General features: G+C 40.2%; 17 protein-coding genes. 7 read left to right on the forward strand and 10 right to left on the reverse strand.

Translation table 11 applies throughout. From position 1 onward, the window contains the following. The first annotated feature begins 292 nt into the window (after positions 1 to 292). Positions 293 to 766, forward strand: coding sequence for a GbsR/MarR family transcriptional regulator (locus tag IEW67_RS06980; protein WP_188632341.1), 474 nt, complete (start codon positions 293 to 295; stop codon positions 764 to 766). A 62-nt stretch (positions 767 to 828) separates the two neighbouring features. On the opposite strand, the gene IEW67_RS06985 is transcribed toward IEW67_RS06980, so the two are convergent. Then, positions 829 to 1,161, reverse strand: a complete 333-nt coding sequence (locus IEW67_RS06985; protein ID WP_229671693.1) for a DUF1878 family protein — start codon at positions 1,159 to 1,161, stop codon at positions 829 to 831. A gap of 181 nt (positions 1,162 to 1,342) precedes the next feature. Here IEW67_RS06985 and IEW67_RS06990 point away from each other — a divergent pair, with 181 nt between their 5' ends. From IEW67_RS06990 to IEW67_RS07000, 3 genes are all read left to right on the forward strand, one after another. Beyond that, positions 1,343 to 1,900, forward strand: a complete 558-nt coding sequence (locus IEW67_RS06990) for a DUF3267 domain-containing protein (protein ID WP_188632342.1) — start codon at positions 1,343 to 1,345, stop codon at positions 1,898 to 1,900. Positions 1,901 to 2,011: 111 nt separating this feature from the next. Continuing rightward, positions 2,012 to 2,203, forward strand: coding sequence for a hypothetical protein (locus IEW67_RS06995; protein WP_308430720.1), 192 nt, complete (start codon positions 2,012 to 2,014; stop codon positions 2,201 to 2,203). An 86-nt stretch (positions 2,204 to 2,289) separates the two neighbouring features. After that, positions 2,290 to 3,249: a peptidylprolyl isomerase gene (locus IEW67_RS07000; RefSeq protein WP_188632343.1), complete on the forward strand. Its 960-nt coding sequence runs from the start codon at positions 2,290 to 2,292 to the stop codon at positions 3,247 to 3,249. A gap of 43 nt (positions 3,250 to 3,292) precedes the next feature. Here IEW67_RS07000 and IEW67_RS07005 read toward each other — a convergent pair whose 3' ends face one another. The 5 genes from IEW67_RS07005 to IEW67_RS07025 form a co-directional block, all read right to left on the reverse strand. Beyond that, complete coding sequence (locus tag IEW67_RS07005; protein WP_188632344.1) at positions 3,293 to 3,478, reverse strand: sporulation YhaL family protein; 186 nt, start codon at positions 3,476 to 3,478, stop codon at positions 3,293 to 3,295. Between the two features lie 90 nt (positions 3,479 to 3,568). Next, positions 3,569 to 4,516 carry a 3'-5' exoribonuclease YhaM gene (yhaM, locus tag IEW67_RS07010; protein ID WP_188632345.1) on the reverse strand — a complete coding sequence of 316 codons (948 nt, stop codon included), beginning with the start codon at positions 4,514 to 4,516 and terminating at the stop codon, positions 3,569 to 3,571. Positions 4,517 to 4,552: 36 nt separating this feature from the next. Further along, positions 4,553 to 5,125 carry a GbsR/MarR family transcriptional regulator gene (locus IEW67_RS07015; protein WP_188632346.1) on the reverse strand — a complete coding sequence of 191 codons (573 nt, stop codon included), beginning with the start codon at positions 5,123 to 5,125 and terminating at the stop codon, positions 4,553 to 4,555. Positions 5,126 to 5,199: 74 nt separating this feature from the next. Further along, entirely contained in the window at positions 5,200 to 8,157 is a 2,958-nt protein-coding gene (locus tag IEW67_RS07020) for an ATP-binding protein (RefSeq protein ID WP_188632347.1), read from the reverse strand. A gap of 5 nt (positions 8,158 to 8,162) precedes the next feature. After that, positions 8,163 to 9,386, reverse strand: a complete 1,224-nt coding sequence (locus IEW67_RS07025; protein WP_188632348.1) for a metallophosphoesterase family protein — start codon at positions 9,384 to 9,386, stop codon at positions 8,163 to 8,165. Between the two features lie 164 nt (positions 9,387 to 9,550). Between IEW67_RS07025 and IEW67_RS07030 the strand changes: the two genes are divergently transcribed. Continuing rightward, positions 9,551 to 9,736 carry a YhzD family protein gene (locus IEW67_RS07030; RefSeq protein ID WP_188632349.1) on the forward strand — a complete coding sequence of 62 codons (186 nt, stop codon included), beginning with the start codon at positions 9,551 to 9,553 and terminating at the stop codon, positions 9,734 to 9,736. Between the two features lie 98 nt (positions 9,737 to 9,834). On the opposite strand, the gene IEW67_RS07035 is transcribed toward IEW67_RS07030, so the two are convergent. Continuing rightward, positions 9,835 to 10,605 carry an enoyl-CoA hydratase gene (locus IEW67_RS07035; RefSeq protein WP_188632350.1) on the reverse strand — a complete coding sequence of 257 codons (771 nt, stop codon included), beginning with the start codon at positions 10,603 to 10,605 and terminating at the stop codon, positions 9,835 to 9,837. 433 nt (positions 10,606 to 11,038) lie between these two features. Continuing rightward, on the reverse strand, positions 11,039 to 11,401 hold the full coding sequence (locus IEW67_RS07040) for a YlbF/YmcA family competence regulator (RefSeq protein WP_188632351.1): 363 nt from the start codon (positions 11,399 to 11,401) through the stop codon (positions 11,039 to 11,041). 154 nt (positions 11,402 to 11,555) lie between these two features. Between IEW67_RS07040 and IEW67_RS07045 the strand changes: the two genes are divergently transcribed. Both IEW67_RS07045 and IEW67_RS07050 read left to right on the forward strand, forming a co-directional pair. Next, entirely contained in the window at positions 11,556 to 12,428 is an 873-nt protein-coding gene (locus IEW67_RS07045; protein ID WP_188632352.1) for a PucR family transcriptional regulator, read from the forward strand. A gap of 146 nt (positions 12,429 to 12,574) precedes the next feature. Further along, positions 12,575 to 13,672, forward strand: a complete 1,098-nt coding sequence (locus IEW67_RS07050; RefSeq protein WP_188632353.1) for an ABC transporter ATP-binding protein — start codon at positions 12,575 to 12,577, stop codon at positions 13,670 to 13,672. A gap of 132 nt (positions 13,673 to 13,804) precedes the next feature. On the opposite strand, the gene IEW67_RS07055 is transcribed toward IEW67_RS07050, so the two are convergent. Together IEW67_RS07055 and fumC are read right to left on the reverse strand one after the other, a co-directional pair. Continuing rightward, entirely contained in the window at positions 13,805 to 14,008 is a 204-nt protein-coding gene (locus tag IEW67_RS07055; protein ID WP_188632354.1) for an alpha/beta-type small acid-soluble spore protein, read from the reverse strand. A gap of 192 nt (positions 14,009 to 14,200) precedes the next feature. After that, on the reverse strand, positions 14,201 to 15,586 hold the full coding sequence (gene fumC, locus IEW67_RS07060; RefSeq protein WP_188632355.1) for a class II fumarate hydratase: 1,386 nt from the start codon (positions 15,584 to 15,586) through the stop codon (positions 14,201 to 14,203). Positions 15,587 to 15,916 lie beyond the last annotated feature (330 nt).

A 15,916-nucleotide genomic window follows, 5' to 3' on the forward strand; every position in this document is an offset into this window, starting at 1 on the left:
TTTTTTGCCATTAAAGCTTGGCGATAAGCCCAATTCACTTAGCTGAATTGACTTTTAATAAAACGTACCCCGTGTCGTCCACTCTTAATACTATATTACTACCATAGGTAAATTTCAAATATTAAATAACGGTGATTTTGTACGTATTTTTTGTACAGTTTAAACTGTACAAAATTTTGCTCATTTATTCTTTTTTTTACTGCTGTTTACTTTAATTTACTGCCCAACTTCGTATTTTGATTCCTGATGATTTTCGTGTAATCTTTATTTAGCAGGCATTTAGGAGGATATTATGCAAAATCCAATCTTAGAAAATGCGACGTATGACATTATTTTAGAATCTGCTAAAACAATTGAGATGTTTGGGCTGAGCCCATTGGAAGCACGACTTTTTGTTTATTTGTATTTGCAAAATCAGCCCAAAACCCTGGACGAAATGGCTGAAGCACTGGGAAAAAGCAAAACATCGATGAGCACAAGTATTCGTAGTCTGTCTGATGCCAAACTTGTCACACTTGTATGGAAAAAAGGCGTAAGAAAAGATTTGTATGAGGCAAATAGCCAGTTATTCAAATTGTTTATGAGTAATTATGTGAACAAATGGATTAGTGCCTCCAATCATCAAAAAAAAACGCTTGAGAAAATACAACAGAAACTCGATCATAATGACACTGAACAGTCCCGGGAAATAGCGGATCATTTAAATGACATCATTCACTTCCATGAACAAATTGAATCTTCATTTCGTACGTTTCAGCATTATTAATCGTAAACTCGAAGCCGTCTGTTCACACGCCAGCCCTCCTTCTCTTAAACAGCGGCCCGTATTCATCTTTCCAATACATGGATAAACTCCTCCATTAAAGAAGGATAGTATCCTTCTTTTTTTAATGCATAAACAGTTTCGTCGGGATTCAATTTTTCATTAAGCATTCCGGCAAACTGTACTAACAAAGAGGAAAAATCCAAAAATCCTTCCTCCTTTTGCGTGATGTATTGATAATGAAGACCTTCCAGCAACTTTAAAAGCGTTTTGAATTCACTTTTGGTAACATTATTTATAATAATCATTCGTGTAAATGGATAGCGATTCGTATCGATTGTTCGTGATAAAAGTTGAAGATAAAAGTTTATGGTTTCATTCTGCTCAGTATGTTCCAACAGAACCCCCCCAAGCTGATTTATTCAAATGGTTTCAATCCCTTTTGTGACGCGATTAAAATCCTGTTGAAAAAAGATCATATTTTTTTGTTAAAAGCTATTGATTTTTATAATCGAACGTACTATGATGCTTAGAGGAAATTCAGATTATGGATAAACCAAATCACAGGGGGGATCAAAAATGAATTGCTGGAAAATCATTAATTTCAATAAAGAGTATGGGATAAATAGGTTGTATCTGCAGTCATTTTTGATTGGCCTGCTGGCTTTTGTCCTTTTATACGTACCATTTTCAATTAAACATGGAACCATCAGCATGAATGAATCCGGCATTCTTCCATTAATTATCATGGTGAGTTGTCTACCGATCTTACATTCGTTCGTGCATATTCTACCATTAGTCATGATGAATAAGCGGGCAAGATTCATCTATAAACGGAACACCATATTCTTTCCTGTTATCAATTATTATACAAAAAAACAGTTGACAAAGAAAGCCTCATTGCTTGCTGCAGTTGCACCAACCATACTGATTACAATACCTGGTATAACAGCAGCCTATCTATATAGTGAATTCTATGTTTATTTTCTGATTTTCACGGCCGCTCATATAGCCATGACATATACAGACTTTCTGTATATCTCCTATATAGCGAGGGCACCTAAGCAATCTTTCATTGAAAATAGAAACAATGAAATTACAATTCTTGTAAAGAACGAAACGAAATCGGCTGGCTAGCCGATTTCGTTTTGCTATGACGTGAAAATAAATTTTACTCTGTTCATGATAAGCATCTTTTGGTAGAGTATTAAGTATGGAAAAATCCATATACATTAAGGGGGTTTTGCAATGACGATGTTCCTGATTTTTCCTATTTATGCCATTTTTGTGCTCTTTATTTTCAATTCGCTTACACATCAATTTTGCACGAAAATGGAAATGAAAGAGAGAAAACAATCATCCACATTTCGTGTTATTAATATCATGATTCTAGTATTACTTATATCCTCTTATGTGAAAGTACTAAATGCAACTGTATAAGGATTAAGAACTATTTATTTTGGATAAATTTGTGTTATATTTATAAAATAGCTAATGAAACTGAATTAAAACTAGGAGTGTTCACAATGAAAAAATCATTAATTGCTGCAGGCCTCACAGCCGGCATTTTGACACTGACTGCCTGTAATTCCGGCGATGAATCGAAGGTAGTAGCTGAAACAAGCGCCGGAGATGTTACAAAAGATGAGTTTTACCAAGAGATGAAAACACAATCCGGTAAACAGGTTCTTCGTCAGCTTATTACCAAAAAAGTCCTGAACGATAATTATGATGTCTCCGACGAACAGGTTGATAAGGAAGTACAAAAAACAAAGGACCAGGTCGGCGAACAATTTGACATGTTCCTGCAGCAACAAGGTTTCCCTGACGAGGCAGCCTACCGTGAAACCATTCGACTCAGCCTTTTGCAGCTTGAAGCAGCATCTGAGGGTATGGACATTACAGAGGAAGATCTCAAACAGCGATATGAGCGCATGAAAACTGAAATTGAAGCAAAACATATCCTGGTGGACAGTAAAGAGAAAGCCAAAGAAATTAAGTCGAAACTTGAGAACGGCGGCGACTTCGCTAAACTGGCTGAAAAAAACTCCAAGGACAAGGCATCAGCCAAAAAAGGCGGGGATTTGGACTACTTCTCTGCAGGTGATATGGTCCCGGCATTTGAAGACAAAGCGTATAGCATGGAAGTAGGGTCAGTGAGTGATCCTGTTAAGTCAGAACACGGTTTTCACATTATTAAAGTGACGGACAAGCGTGATACAAAAGAAGATATCGGATCATTCGAGGATAACAAAGAAACGATTCGCCGAAATATTATAAACCAGAACATCAATGTGCAATCTCTGCAGCAGAAAATTAATAAAATGATTCAGGATTCCGATGTTAGCATTAAAGCAGAAGGCCTTGAAGACATATTTAAACAACAAAAACCGGGACAAGGTCAAGGTTCAGGCCAAAGCGGTCAAAAGTCCGGTAACGGTAACGACTCCGGCAAAAAGGATACTTCCGAAGAAGGTCAAGGCTGAGATACAAAACTGGGGATTCACATTTTCTGTGAATCCCCAGTTTTTAAGTTGTTTGCCTCTGTTTTTGCTTCCGTTCTTCTTCAATGCGATCGATATAAATTTTGCCTTCCTGTTCAATATATTGCTGTTCAAGCCGATGTTCTGCTCTCATTGCGCGAAAAGCCATAAAACCACTCACAAAAATGAAAAGAATCATCATAAATACCCACCACGGCACTCCAAGAATCATGCTATGCCTCCCTTGTCCATGAATCTATTTCATGTATATGACAAAAAGAAGAAAAACATAACCTTTAAAGCTATTACCAGAAAAAGAGCCTTACTTTTCATCAAATATCGGTTTATAAAATGCTCGGTTATCCAATGCAAATAAGCGCTCAGTAAATTCTCCCGGCTTAACTTTATCGAGGGCACGATTCAATGTATTCATCCTGGCGTCAATTAGATCAATTAAATGCAGCAGCTCCGCCTCTCTGATCAATGGTGGCTTAGGGCTCCCCCATTCTGCTTTTCCATGATGGGAAAGAATCAAGTGCTGTAAAACCAATACTTCTTCCCCTTCAATTTGCAGCTCTTTAGCAGTATTTCCGATTTCCTCCACGATCATTGGAATATGCCCAATCAGCTTGCCTTCAAGTGTATACGAGGTTGTCACGACACCCGAAAGTTCCTTCACCTTGCCAAGATCGTGCAATATAACACCCGCATACAATAAATCCTTATTCGTTTCGGGATATAATATATGGATTTCTTTTGCGAGTGCGAGCATACTTACAATATGGTGTGCCAGTCCTGACACATACTCATGATGATTTTTCGTTGCTGCAGGATATGTCAGCAGCGCTTCCTGATATTTTTTAATCAGAGCCCGGACAATACGTTGCAATGACGGATTCTGCATTTCAAAAATGGCTTCTGTTAATTTTTCCGTCAGAGCATCTTTATGAATAGGTGCTTTCTCCACAAAATCAGAAACTTGTACCCCGTCTGTTGTTTGTGAGGGTCGGATGGTAAAAATCTTTAACTGTGGTTTTCCTCTGAATTGATTAACTTCACCAGAGAGTTTGACAATCTGTTCCGGTACAAATATCTCCTCATCTTCTTTGGTAATATCCCAGAGCTTTGCTTCCATTTCACCGGTGGCATCACGCAGTATTAATGTTAAAAACGGTTTTCCGTTACTGGCCACTCCCCGTGATGCAGACTTGATTAAAATGAAGTTATCAAATGGGTCACCAATGCTATAGTGTCCTATCCCTTTTTTCAAACTACCTCCCCCTTCAAAAAGAACGCCTTCCATCACTCAGTTATTTTCCTCTGCCCCAGGCATTTTTTTTGGTATGTATTCAAATATTTTGCCTGATTCAACCATATGAATGAATTGCATCAGCCATTTGTAATAGTCCCGGGCATACGTAAGCCTTTCAATATCACGATCTATCTTGTTTTTTAGCGGTTGGTCTGATGCTTCGTCCTTTATACTTTTTAATTCGAAAATGGCCTCCTCCGCCTCTTCTATATTCGTTTCGGTATAATGCTTCCAGCGATTGGCAAATAACGAGGTGAATGATTTATACCAGTCTTCCTCCGATTCATATAAATCTTTCCGGATTCCCCGCTTAAAGGTCGACTCCACCATTTTCATATCCGATAAAGCGCGAACGCCTGTCGACATACTGGTTTTGCTCATTTCCAAAGCATCACGCATATCATCCAGTGTCATCGGCGCTTCCGAAAAATAAAGAACACCATATAACCGCCCCACTGATGGCGTTAGACCGTATAAATTCATATTTTTGGCCATGACCTGGATAAACTTTTCAATAACTTCTTCATGTTTTTCTTCTTCAATTGAATGGTTGTGATCATTAGACAACGAAATCCCTCCAAAAGCTATTATAAGAGGTTTGGTAACTGACAGGTTATCTGAAAGCAGTTTACCATTAATATCTATGGAACGCTAACGGTTTTTGCTGGCTCAATTAAGGTGAAATTGGCTGAGGTCTCCCGTATTTCCTGCTTACATGTGAACAAAATAATCTGCTGGTTTACCGAGATATCCGATAGAAGGCGGAGTATCCGCTTCGTCCGTTTAGTATCAAAGTGGACAAATGCATCATCAATAATAAATGGGAGCCTGTGCTTTTCACTCATCACTTCACTGATTCCCAGTCTTAAGGACACGTATAACTGATCAACCGTGCCTTGTGATAACTCATCCACCTGGTAACGGATGCCATCGTGGGCCAGGACTCTGAACGGCAGACTGTCTTCAGGTGGATAAATATCCGTATATGCTTCTCCTGTCAAAACATGAAAATAGCGTGATGTTCTTTCAAGGACATCGCTCAAATAGTTATCTCGATAATGACGTTTGGTTTCAGCCAGTATTTCTTTTGCTGCTTTAAAAACAGCCCACTCCTCTGCCATCTTGTTCAATTGTTCCTTTTCAATGGTAAACCGATGTAATGTGTCCGAGTAAGATTCCGACAATTCCATTTGTGACAGGTCGGCATCAAGGTCGGCCCGCCGCTGCCTTTTTCGTTCAATCTCCTGCTCTAAACGGCTGATATCAGTGGCTGTCCGCTCATATTCAGCATTTAATTCATTTTCACTAATATACCCACCTGATAATATCATATTATATTCTTCTTTCTGCAATATTTGCAAAAGCTGTTCACGCCGCTCAGTGATTCCTGCTAATAGCTTTTCTTTTTCCTCAAGTCGCTTGCCTTGCTGTAAGAAGGCTTCTTCCGTTCCTGTTCCGGCAGCATGGAACAGGTTGTTTATTTCCTGTTCATAAGGTTGCATTTTTTGTTTCATATGCCGTCGGTGCATGGCGTTGTCATCATACCGGTTATTAAATTGAGTTATCGCAGTCATTCCATTCCGGTAATCCTCGAGCAAACGCGCAATGCTTGACAGTTTAGCCTCCATTGATTTATTGGACGATTCCCATTTCATATCATGGAAAAACGCGTTGACTCTTTCTGTAAATTGGCTGTTTTCTTCTAGCAATATATCCATTTGTTTTTCTTTTTCAACTTTATCACGATTCAAATTTAAGACATATTTTAATGAATGAAAAAAATCCGGCCAAAATGCAATATCAATTTGCCTTAAAAAAGGGTGCTGTTCATATTGAAAGTTGATTTGTTCATTCAAACGGTTATGCCTCACTTGAAGACTGTGTTGTTTCTCTTCGCACTTTAATCTCTCTATTTCATTGTTTCGCAGCTGATCATCAATGGAGGACAATTCGCGTTTTCTGTCGTCATTTTCGCTTATTTTACGCTCCGCTTCCAGTCTATCATTTATGGAGGATTCTATTGAGGTGACCGGGCTTTTTGACATCATGTCTTCAATGTTTTGTACATACTGATTACCGGTCAGCCATTGCACAATCCCTATCGTCAGAGCCACCCCCGCTAAGCCATAAAACAGATTATAACCCTGAACAAGGGCAATCACAATCAGAAACAGCGCCGTGGAAGCACTTCCAAACAGCCATAATTTAAGGCGGCTGTTTGTCTGTCGTTTAACCTTATTCAATTCCCCCGCTTGGTAAATGGAATTTTGCTCCATGTACTCCTGGTGCCGGTTACTGCTGATTTGTTCTGCCAGCCTATTTTTCTCGGACTCCTCCAGTAAAGATGCGGATAGTGCGTATTTCTGTTTCTTTAAATAGTCTCGTTTTCTGATAAGCTGCTGTTGTTCTTCTTCCAAATGATTACAGGTTAATGTCAGCTGTTCTTGATCATTTTTCAATTGTTGCCACGTTTTTTCAACATGAAAGGACAAATCAATTGTTCCTAAATCTTCCGTTGTGATACCGCTGTTGAGCTGTTTCAGCTCAGTATTGATTTGGAGTTCCATTTTTCTGACAGATTCCTGACAATTTTTAAGGCTTTTTTCATTTTCCAAGTATACTTGCTTTTGTTTCATGATGTCTTCAGCCTCTTGAAAAACAGAATCCTGAGGCATTTCCTGACGTATAGCTTCCCGTTTTTTCAAATACGTTTCAGCATTATCCTGTAAAACATTTAATTCGCTTTTTAAGGGGAGAAGCTGCTCGTTTAATTTTTCAAGTCGTTCAATGCCTTTTTCCGGAAAAGGGATTTTTTCGGGATATTCAGCTAATTGTTCATATTCATGCTGATACTTTATAAAAATCGGCAATGCTTGCTGCTTTTTTTCTATTCGATATGCAGCATATTTTAGATTCTCTAATTCTGCCTGCGATTGACGAATCTCGTCTGACAAACCAAGTGCCTCATTTTTTCTGGTCTTATATGCCGCTTCTGTTTTCCGGTACTCACTTAATGAAGTGAATAATTGATCCAATGAAGCCAGCTGTTGATTGATTTTCGGTTTTTTACCATAAGGTTTAAATAGCTCTCCGGTTATGGCATCAAGCCGTTTTTCAACCGTATGTATTTTGCTGGAACCCGTTAAACCGATGCCAAGCAGCACATCGTCGAGCTCATCCTCCCGCATCTTCCTTATACCCAGTAGATCAACTGCTGAAAATGAAAAAATTGATTGATAAGTCGCTTGACTCATACCTTTTAGTTGTTCTTGCAGCCAGCGTTCATCATAGGAATTGCCATCCGTCGTATAACATATGGCACTGCCATTTTCGATCTCATCGAACCGCTGGATGACAAACTCGCCTATGTCCGGATCGTACATCGTTAATCGGCCACCCATTTTACCGCTTGTCTTAGGCCGGTAATAAGCACGTTTTTTGGGGGGCATGCCGAATAGCATAAAGGCAATGAATTGTTGAATAGTTGTTTTTCCTGATTCATTTCCACCGTACATACATAAAAAGTCGCTACTCGAAAAATCGATGGCGACATCAATCCACTTTCCAAACCCATAAATAGTTGCCTGCTGTATTCGCATGTCGCTCACTCCCCGCCTCTTAAGAGCTCATGAATGAGGAATCGTTTTGCCTTTTGTTTAATGCGATCATCTTTATCAAGTGATAGCGTTTCGAGATATTTTTTGGCCTGCTTATGCTGAAATAATTCAGTCAGATAAGGCTGAGTGGACACGGTCTCTGCGTGGCGCAGTAATTCGCCGGCAAAATGTTCCCCCTCTGCTAATTCATTGTAATTGGCCGGCAATATTTGTTTAATCGCATAACGGTAGATGTATTTCCAATCCTTGTGATGCATCAGCGATTCATTGACTAACTGGATAACCTCATCAAATGATGCCTCCCAATCATCAAGTTTTGATTGATGGCCCGATAGTGTCAACTCCAATAACTCCGGACCTGTAACACATCTGTCGCTTACTTTGCGTAAAATTGCCGACTCCAGCTGATGCAGCTCGTCACATTCTGAGAGATCTGCTTTTATGTGATTAAACTCCAGTGACTGAAGCGGCAAAAATGTTAAGGATGCACCTTGAGCGGATAATTCGACATGGTAACAGCCTTTACTTCCCGTTTCGTTACTGGTTCTCCCTTGAATATTGCCAGGATAGACAATTAGCGGGTTGTCTTTCAGTACTTCGCGCCGATGAATATGACCAAGCGCCCAATAGTCAAAGTTCTTGCCGATTAAATCTGACAAATGAAATGGCGCATAAACATCGTGGTCTGTGCTACTGTATATACTACCGTGAAGCATGGCTATATGAAAAGGAATTGCTTCTGAAATCGCCTCATATTCCTCAGCCTTTTTTGCAGTAACAGAACGGTTTTCATAACTAAAGCCGTAAATGGCCGCTCGTTCTTTCCCATCTTTTCGAAAAGTAAAATGCGTTACATGTTCATCCGGAAAAATAAATACGTTATCCGGATATGTAACCGGATGACTATTGCCGCGCGTGAAATCATGATTCCCATACGACAAATAGACGTTGATGTCATGCTCGTCAAGTTGTGCAAATGCATTGCGCAGCCTGACTTGTGCTTTCAGACTTTGTTCTTCATTGTCAAACAAATCACCGACAAGCAGTACGAAATCAACGTGTTTATCAATCGCTCTTTCGACAAGCAAATCCAATGCTTTAAATGTTGATTCCTTGATTTCTTGAAAAATCGGTTCGGGGAGATGTGAGAGCCCCTTAAAAGGACTGTCCAAATGCAAATCGGCTGCGTGAATAAACGAAATATTTGTCATCGAAAACTGTGATCCTCCTTTCCTGCAGCCATTGTAGCAAACAACCATAACGAATGCACGTTCGTTGTGAAGCGCAGAAATCAAACCCAAAATTAAAGTCTTCTCTCCTCATACATTTTGTGATACGTTTAAATTAACAAGACTTTTTTCAGGGAGGAACGCAAATGAAAACGTATTTTTTAACCGTCTTTGATAAGTTAGGTGAAAGACTACTCAATGAGACGTTTGAGGCATCCAGCAACGATGAGGCGAAAGAGATCGGGACTAAGCGTCTTGACGAAGAGGGATACAGCGAACATACCCACCGTTGTGTATCCCCAGATGCAAAACTGGTTTTATTTCATCGTTGATCCGAACTATGTACAAACAAAGTTAAAACAGCAAAAGGTGACATAATATGCAAAAAATTATGCCGCCTTTGTGCTTTTCAGGCTAGTGTCCGGATAACTCACTTACCTGTAAAAACAGGGTCACGTTTTTCCTTGAAAGCTTGTACACCTTCCCTGTGATCGTTTGTCTGACGGAGCTCCCATTGTGCTTCCTTTTCCGCTTTCAGATACTGTTTGAGTGTTTCAAGATTATACTGATGATACATCATTTTTGTTTTCAGCATGGCTTCCATAGGTGATGCCAGTATTCGGTAAGCCATGTCACCGGCTTCTTCTAAAGCATCCGTTTCAGTCAACAGATCAACAAGTCCCATTGTCTGTGCTTCTGATCCTTTCACTTGCTCCCTGCCCCAAATAAATTGTTTGGCACGCTGGGTTCCTAACCGGTCACGCAACAGGAAATGACCACCTCCATCAGGTGCCAAACCAATGCCGATAAACAACATCCCAAGTTTCGCTTCCTCGTGAGCCACAATAAAATCTGCCGACAGAGCCAGGCTCAACCCTAATCCGGCTGCGGCCCCTTGTACGGCTGAAATGACGATTTTAGGCATCATATATAATTTCAATGCAATTGCTTCAATTGTCTGCATGACATCATCAAAGAACCCTTTGTCAGAAAAATCAACCATCATCCCAATATCACCACCAGCTGAAAAGGCCTTTCCTCTCCCGCTCAGTACAACAACCCGATCATCATTTCGTTCAACTTCAGTCAAAACATCCAGCATTTCCAACAGCATATCTCTGTTCATGGCATTATACTGCTCCGGACGATTCATATAAACATATGACACGCGATTTTGACGCTCATATAATATCTTATCCACACTATCGGCTCCTTCTCACATTATGTATTACCATATATATTCGCGATGGCGTTCCCATAGTCCTGCTTGTAAATATAAATATTAAAGAGTGAGCATTAGAAAACTCAATATTCGTCTAGTCTTTTAACGTCTGCTGAATGCTTCTAATAAGGTCTTCCAACATTTTTAACGTCAAACGCAAGGTTATCGAAACCTTACAATCGCGTCAAAACTTTTGTCCGGAACATGTCTTGATTTTCGCGCCCATGTTTGCGCTCTTGGGAACATGTTTCCCGTCTCGTGCCTCAATACATATATTAGAGAAACTCGGCATTCGCCTCGCCTTATAGCGAATGCCAAAGCTTTTCTTATAAGGTCATCCATATTTTATACTTTCTGACGTTATGAAAAATAAATCCCACAGCAATAACTGCTGCGGGAATATCTCGTTCATTTATTCATTTGATTCTTCTTCAGGATTGCCATACAGTTCTTCAAGCGGTTTCGTGATGATACGGCTCACATCATTGATGACAACATTTAAGCGCTGTTCTTCTTCCATCAACTTAGAAATATCCTCATGCTGCTGAACTAATTCAACAACTTTGCGGGCCTCTTCAACTTCTTCTTCAGAAATTTCCTGTCCCTGCATTTGCTTTTCCTGAAGTTCCATTTGTGTATTTCGGAAATTATCAAACATTTTTTTAGCAGATTCATCAGCCATGACTGCATCATAGGCTTCCTTTAACCTTGTGAATTCTTCACTGTTACGAATTGATTTTTCTAAATCATATGCACTATCATAAATATTAGGCACAATAGTTCCTCCTTCATTTTGTCTAAACTTACTATAACAAACGTGTAAAACACTGTATAGCATTTCATAAATGGATAAAAACGACAAAAATCATTTATAGCATGCTTATACACTTCCGAAATTTTAAAAACAACCAATGAAAAGCGGTGACTTGATGATTGAACAACTGCGCAAAATTTTTTCGTCACTTATTGTATACCACGATGCTGGAGAAGACAAAAAAGAGCAATACCAATGGTTTTTGACGCCGGAAAATGATGTGATTGGCATCGATAAACAAGAACTCACCACCAAAGAAAGCCAAATATTAAGCAGCTTTCTGGTTCGTTACAGCATTTCATTACCAGAGATGACAGCCGAGGAAGAAGCTTGGCATGCCCACATTCACAACGGTAATACGACCGATACTGCTTCAGTGGCTTATCGTTTTATCCACTTTTCCTTTCAACGATCGCAAATGAATCCGTCGTCATTTAAAGAAGCCCTGAACGAGTTTTTTGCAAAACAGGTGCCTGTCCTGTGGGAAAATGATCATGAAGGCATTATTATTGAAGAAAATCAGGATGAACCCATTTCATATAAAGCGATTATTGACGTTTTCATGAGTGATTTGTCCGTTAACATCCGTTTTTTCGTCGGACCCTTTATCTATTCGTTGGGTGAGGCGGCAAAAAGTTATCAGATGCTGCTTACCGGATCTTACATTGCACGAAAATACTCTGAAAAGCCAGTGATAACCTATATCGAGGCCGTGCCTTATATTCTTGTTGACCAGTCCCATAGCGAATGTCAGGCTGAACTTGTCCGTTCTGTGCTGGCCGATACATCAGATGATTCTGACCTTCTTAACACGGTTGAAACCTTTATAGACTGCAATTTAAATGTATCTGTCACAGCTAAAGAATTATATTTACATCGCAACAGCCTGCAATACCGTCTTGATAAATTCATGGATAAAACAGGCATCGATATACGCGATTTCCATCAGGCTGCTGCCGTCTCTCTAGCTTTACTGGCGACAAAATAAATCTTTAATCAAAGGACAGGCCAATTGGCAACATGCACAAATGATTGCCTATTCTTCGTTCACTTTTACCGTTTACATAGCCTTTTCTCTTCGTCTAGAATAACCATATAAATGAACCGCTTACATAAAGGGGAGGACAACGTTATATGGCTGAAATGCGAATGGAGAAAATCCATAAGACCTATGACAAGAATGTTCTTGCTGTCGATAATTTTAATCTGGACATTAAGGACAAGGAATTCATTGTTTTCGTCGGACCATCCGGATGTGGCAAATCAACAACCCTAAGAATGATCGCGGGACTCGAGGAGATTACCGGCGGCGACTTATACATTGATGATAAACGTATGAATGATATTGCTCCAAAAGACCGTGATATCGCGATGGTTTTCCAAAACTATGCACTCTATCCGCACATGAATGTATACGATAATATGGCGTTTGGTTTAAAGCTGCGCAAATTCAAAAAAGATGAAATAAATCAGCGTGTTAAAAATGCAGCCGACATTTTAGGGCTTGAAAACTATCTGGATCGTAAACCGAAAGCATTATCCGGGGGGCAACGGCAACGTGTTGCTTTAGGACGTGCGATTGTTCGTGACGCGAAAGTGTTTTTAATGGACGAACCATTATCCAACCTTGACGCAAAATTACGTGTTCAAATGCGTGCAGAAATTCAAAAGCTGCATCGGCGGCTGCAGACAACAACAATTTATGTAACACATGATCAGACCGAAGCGATGACGATGGCGACACGACTCGTTGTAATGAAAGACGGAATCATCCAGCAAGTGGGTTCCCCGAAAGAAGTGTACGATATGCCTGAGAACATTTTCGTTGGAGGTTTCATCGGTTCCCCATCCATGAACTTTCTGTCCGGAACCTTGAAAGATAGTCATTTTGAAAATGATGAAGCTAAACTGAAAATACCTGAAGGCAAAATGAAAACACTGCGCGAACAGAATTACGTCAATAAAGAAATTGTTCTTGGGATTCGTCCTGAGGATATCCATGATGAACCGGCCTTCATTGAAGCAACACCTGATACGAAGATATCCGCCACTATCGATGTCGCTGAACTGATGGGGGCTGAGTCCTATCTTTATTCAAAGTTAAATGGTCAGGACTTCATTGCACGTGTTGACTCCCGCTCTGATATTAACGGTGGTGAGAAAATCGACATTGCCTTTGATATGAATAAAGCACTCTTCTTTGATACAGAGACTGAAAAGCGCATTCGTTAATAATATGTATATTTTTGGGTTTAGTGTAAAAAATACCAATATATAACTGTATAAAGAGAGGGAAGCCCCCCTATAGGATCTTCCCTCTCCATTGTAAGAAGCGTAACCTCTTACTTTAGCCATTCCATATTATTATTGTCCACTGAATTGAGATTGAGCTGATTGAACCAGACGCTTTGTGATTTCACCACCGACAGAACCGTTTGCGCGGGAAGTTGTGTCAGCACCCAGGTTAACACCAAACTCTGATGCAATTTCGGTTTTCATTTGGTTTAGGGCTTGTTCAGCACCGGGAACAACCAATTGGTTTGAGTTTCTGCTGTTGTTGTTAGCCATGTTTATCACCTCCTGTAAACATTATTGTTAACAGAACGAAAAAACTTATCATGAAAAATCACTGGTAATTGTTGCTTATAACATCAATAACAAATATCTGCGGTTCATCAAGGTCATCTATCATTTATACTTTAGAACATTATAAAAACCCACTATTTTATCAGGTAGTGGGTTTTTTACACTCAGTTGCTCTTATTTAGGATATGTCATGTCTTTCGGATTAACGTATTTTTCAAATTCCTCTTCGGTAAGCAATTCAAGTTCAACAGCAGCTTCTTTAAGCTTCGTACCGTCCTCAAAAGCTTTTTTAGCGATTTTAGCTGCATTTTCATAGCCGATATGCGGATTCAAAGCGGTTACCAGCATTAAGGAGTCACGCAAATATTTTTCGATTTGTTCAAGCTCCGGTTCCAGACCTTTTACACAACGCTCATCAAACGACAGCATACAGTCAGCCAGCAGCTGGCATGATTGCAAGAAATTATATGCTATAACTGGTTTGAAGACATTCAGTTCAAAATTGCCTTGACTGGCTGCAAATCCGATTGTTGCATCATTTCCCATCACTTGTGCCGCTGCCATTGTAACAGCTTCAGGCTGTGTCGGATTTACTTTACCAGGCATTATCGAGCTACCGGGTTCATTCGCTGGAATAGAGATTTCACCGATTCCTGAACGTGGTCCGCTTGCCAGCCATCGTACATCGTTAGCAATTTTCATTAAATCAGCAGCAAGGCCTTTCAAAGCACCATGTACTTGAACAGTATCATCATGACTTGTCAACGCATGAAATTTGTTCGGTGCAGATCTGAATGTTTTGCCGGTTTCGTCAATGATTGCTTTTGTAACAGCTTCAGAAAAATTCGGATGTGCATTCAAGCCTGTTCCAACAGCGGTACCGCCGATAGCCAGATCCCTGACATAGTCAAGGCTTGCAGTAATCATCGTTTCCGATTTTTCCAGCATGCGATGCCAACCGCTGATTTCCTGTCCCAATGTCAGTGGTGTGGCATCCTGCAAATGTGTGCGGCCAATTTTAACCACTTCCTGAAAGGCTTCCATCTTTTCGTTCATGGTGTCTTTCAATGTCTTGACAGCAGGCAAGACATGATCCTCCAGCTTTAAAACGAACGCAATGTGCATAGCTGTCGGATAGGTATCATTGGAGCTTTGGGATTTATTGACATCATCATTCGGATGAAGCGTCACATCACTGCCCTGCTTTTTCAACCATTCAGTTCCGACATATGCTATAACTTCGTTGACATTCATGTTGGACTGTGTACCACTGCCGGTCTGCCAAACAACCAACGGAAAATGGCCGTCCAATTTGCCGCTTATAATTTGATCAGCAGCATGACCGATCGCATCCGCTTTTTGCTTATCTAATAAGCCAAGATCATTGTTCGCCTTGGCAGCACTCTTTTTAAGAATGGCAAATGCCCGAACCACCTCAACCGGCATTTTTTCGCCGCCGATCGGGAAATTTTGCTTGCTTCGCTGTGTCTGGGCACCCCAATATTTGTCAGCCGGCACTTTCATTTCACCCAATGTATCTTTTTCAATCCGGTAATCCATATTTACTGCCTCCTTATGTAAGAGATAATCCAACTTACTTAATTGTAACAAAAGAAAGACAGCCTGTGTTAACGGAAATTCTGGCGTTTGTCGCAAAATGCGGGCCGGCGCTATCGTTGCCCTGAGATGCGCAACCGCCCGAAGCGTAAATCTATCCTGCCACTACGTTACAGTTTATGGATGACGTGTCAAAACAACGTTCAGTTAGAAAAACCGGGCAAAGTGCGGCCCGGTCTTTTTTCTATCTTCGTTAGAGAAAATCCGATAATTTATATTCCTGTCCATGTACGCCATTATAATACGTTGGATACATTTCCCCTCCACACATTT

This window comes from Lentibacillus kapialis (genome assembly GCF_014646635.1).
Taxonomy (GTDB): Bacteria; Bacillota; Bacilli; order Bacillales; family Amphibacillaceae; genus Lentibacillus; species Lentibacillus kapialis.

Coding starts and splice junctions, on each gene's coding strand:
- IEW67_RS06980 (WP_188632341.1), top strand. CDS start 293: ATGCAAAATCCAATCTTAGAAAATGCGACGTATGACATTATTTTAGAA.
- IEW67_RS06990 (WP_188632342.1), top strand. CDS start 1,343: ATGAATTGCTGGAAAATCATTAATTTCAATAAAGAGTATGGGATAAAT.
- IEW67_RS06995 (WP_308430720.1), top strand. CDS start 2,012: ATGACGATGTTCCTGATTTTTCCTATTTATGCCATTTTTGTGCTCTTT.
- IEW67_RS07000 (WP_188632343.1), top strand. CDS start 2,290: ATGAAAAAATCATTAATTGCTGCAGGCCTCACAGCCGGCATTTTGACA.
- IEW67_RS07005 (WP_188632344.1), bottom strand. CDS start 3,478: ATGATTCTTGGAGTGCCGTGGTGGGTATTTATGATGATTCTTTTCATT.
- IEW67_RS07020 (WP_188632347.1), bottom strand. CDS start 8,157: ATGCGAATACAGCAGGCAACTATTTATGGGTTTGGAAAGTGGATTGAT.
- IEW67_RS07025 (WP_188632348.1), bottom strand. CDS start 9,386: ATGACAAATATTTCGTTTATTCACGCAGCCGATTTGCATTTGGACAGT.
- IEW67_RS07030 (WP_188632349.1), top strand. CDS start 9,551: ATGAAAACGTATTTTTTAACCGTCTTTGATAAGTTAGGTGAAAGACTA.
- IEW67_RS07045 (WP_188632352.1), top strand. CDS start 11,556: ATGATTGAACAACTGCGCAAAATTTTTTCGTCACTTATTGTATACCAC.
- IEW67_RS07050 (WP_188632353.1), top strand. CDS start 12,575: ATGGCTGAAATGCGAATGGAGAAAATCCATAAGACCTATGACAAGAAT.
- IEW67_RS07055 (WP_188632354.1), bottom strand. CDS start 14,008: ATGGCTAACAACAACAGCAGAAACTCAAACCAATTGGTTGTTCCCGGT.
- fumC (WP_188632355.1), bottom strand. CDS start 15,586: ATGGATTACCGGATTGAAAAAGATACATTGGGTGAAATGAAAGTGCCG.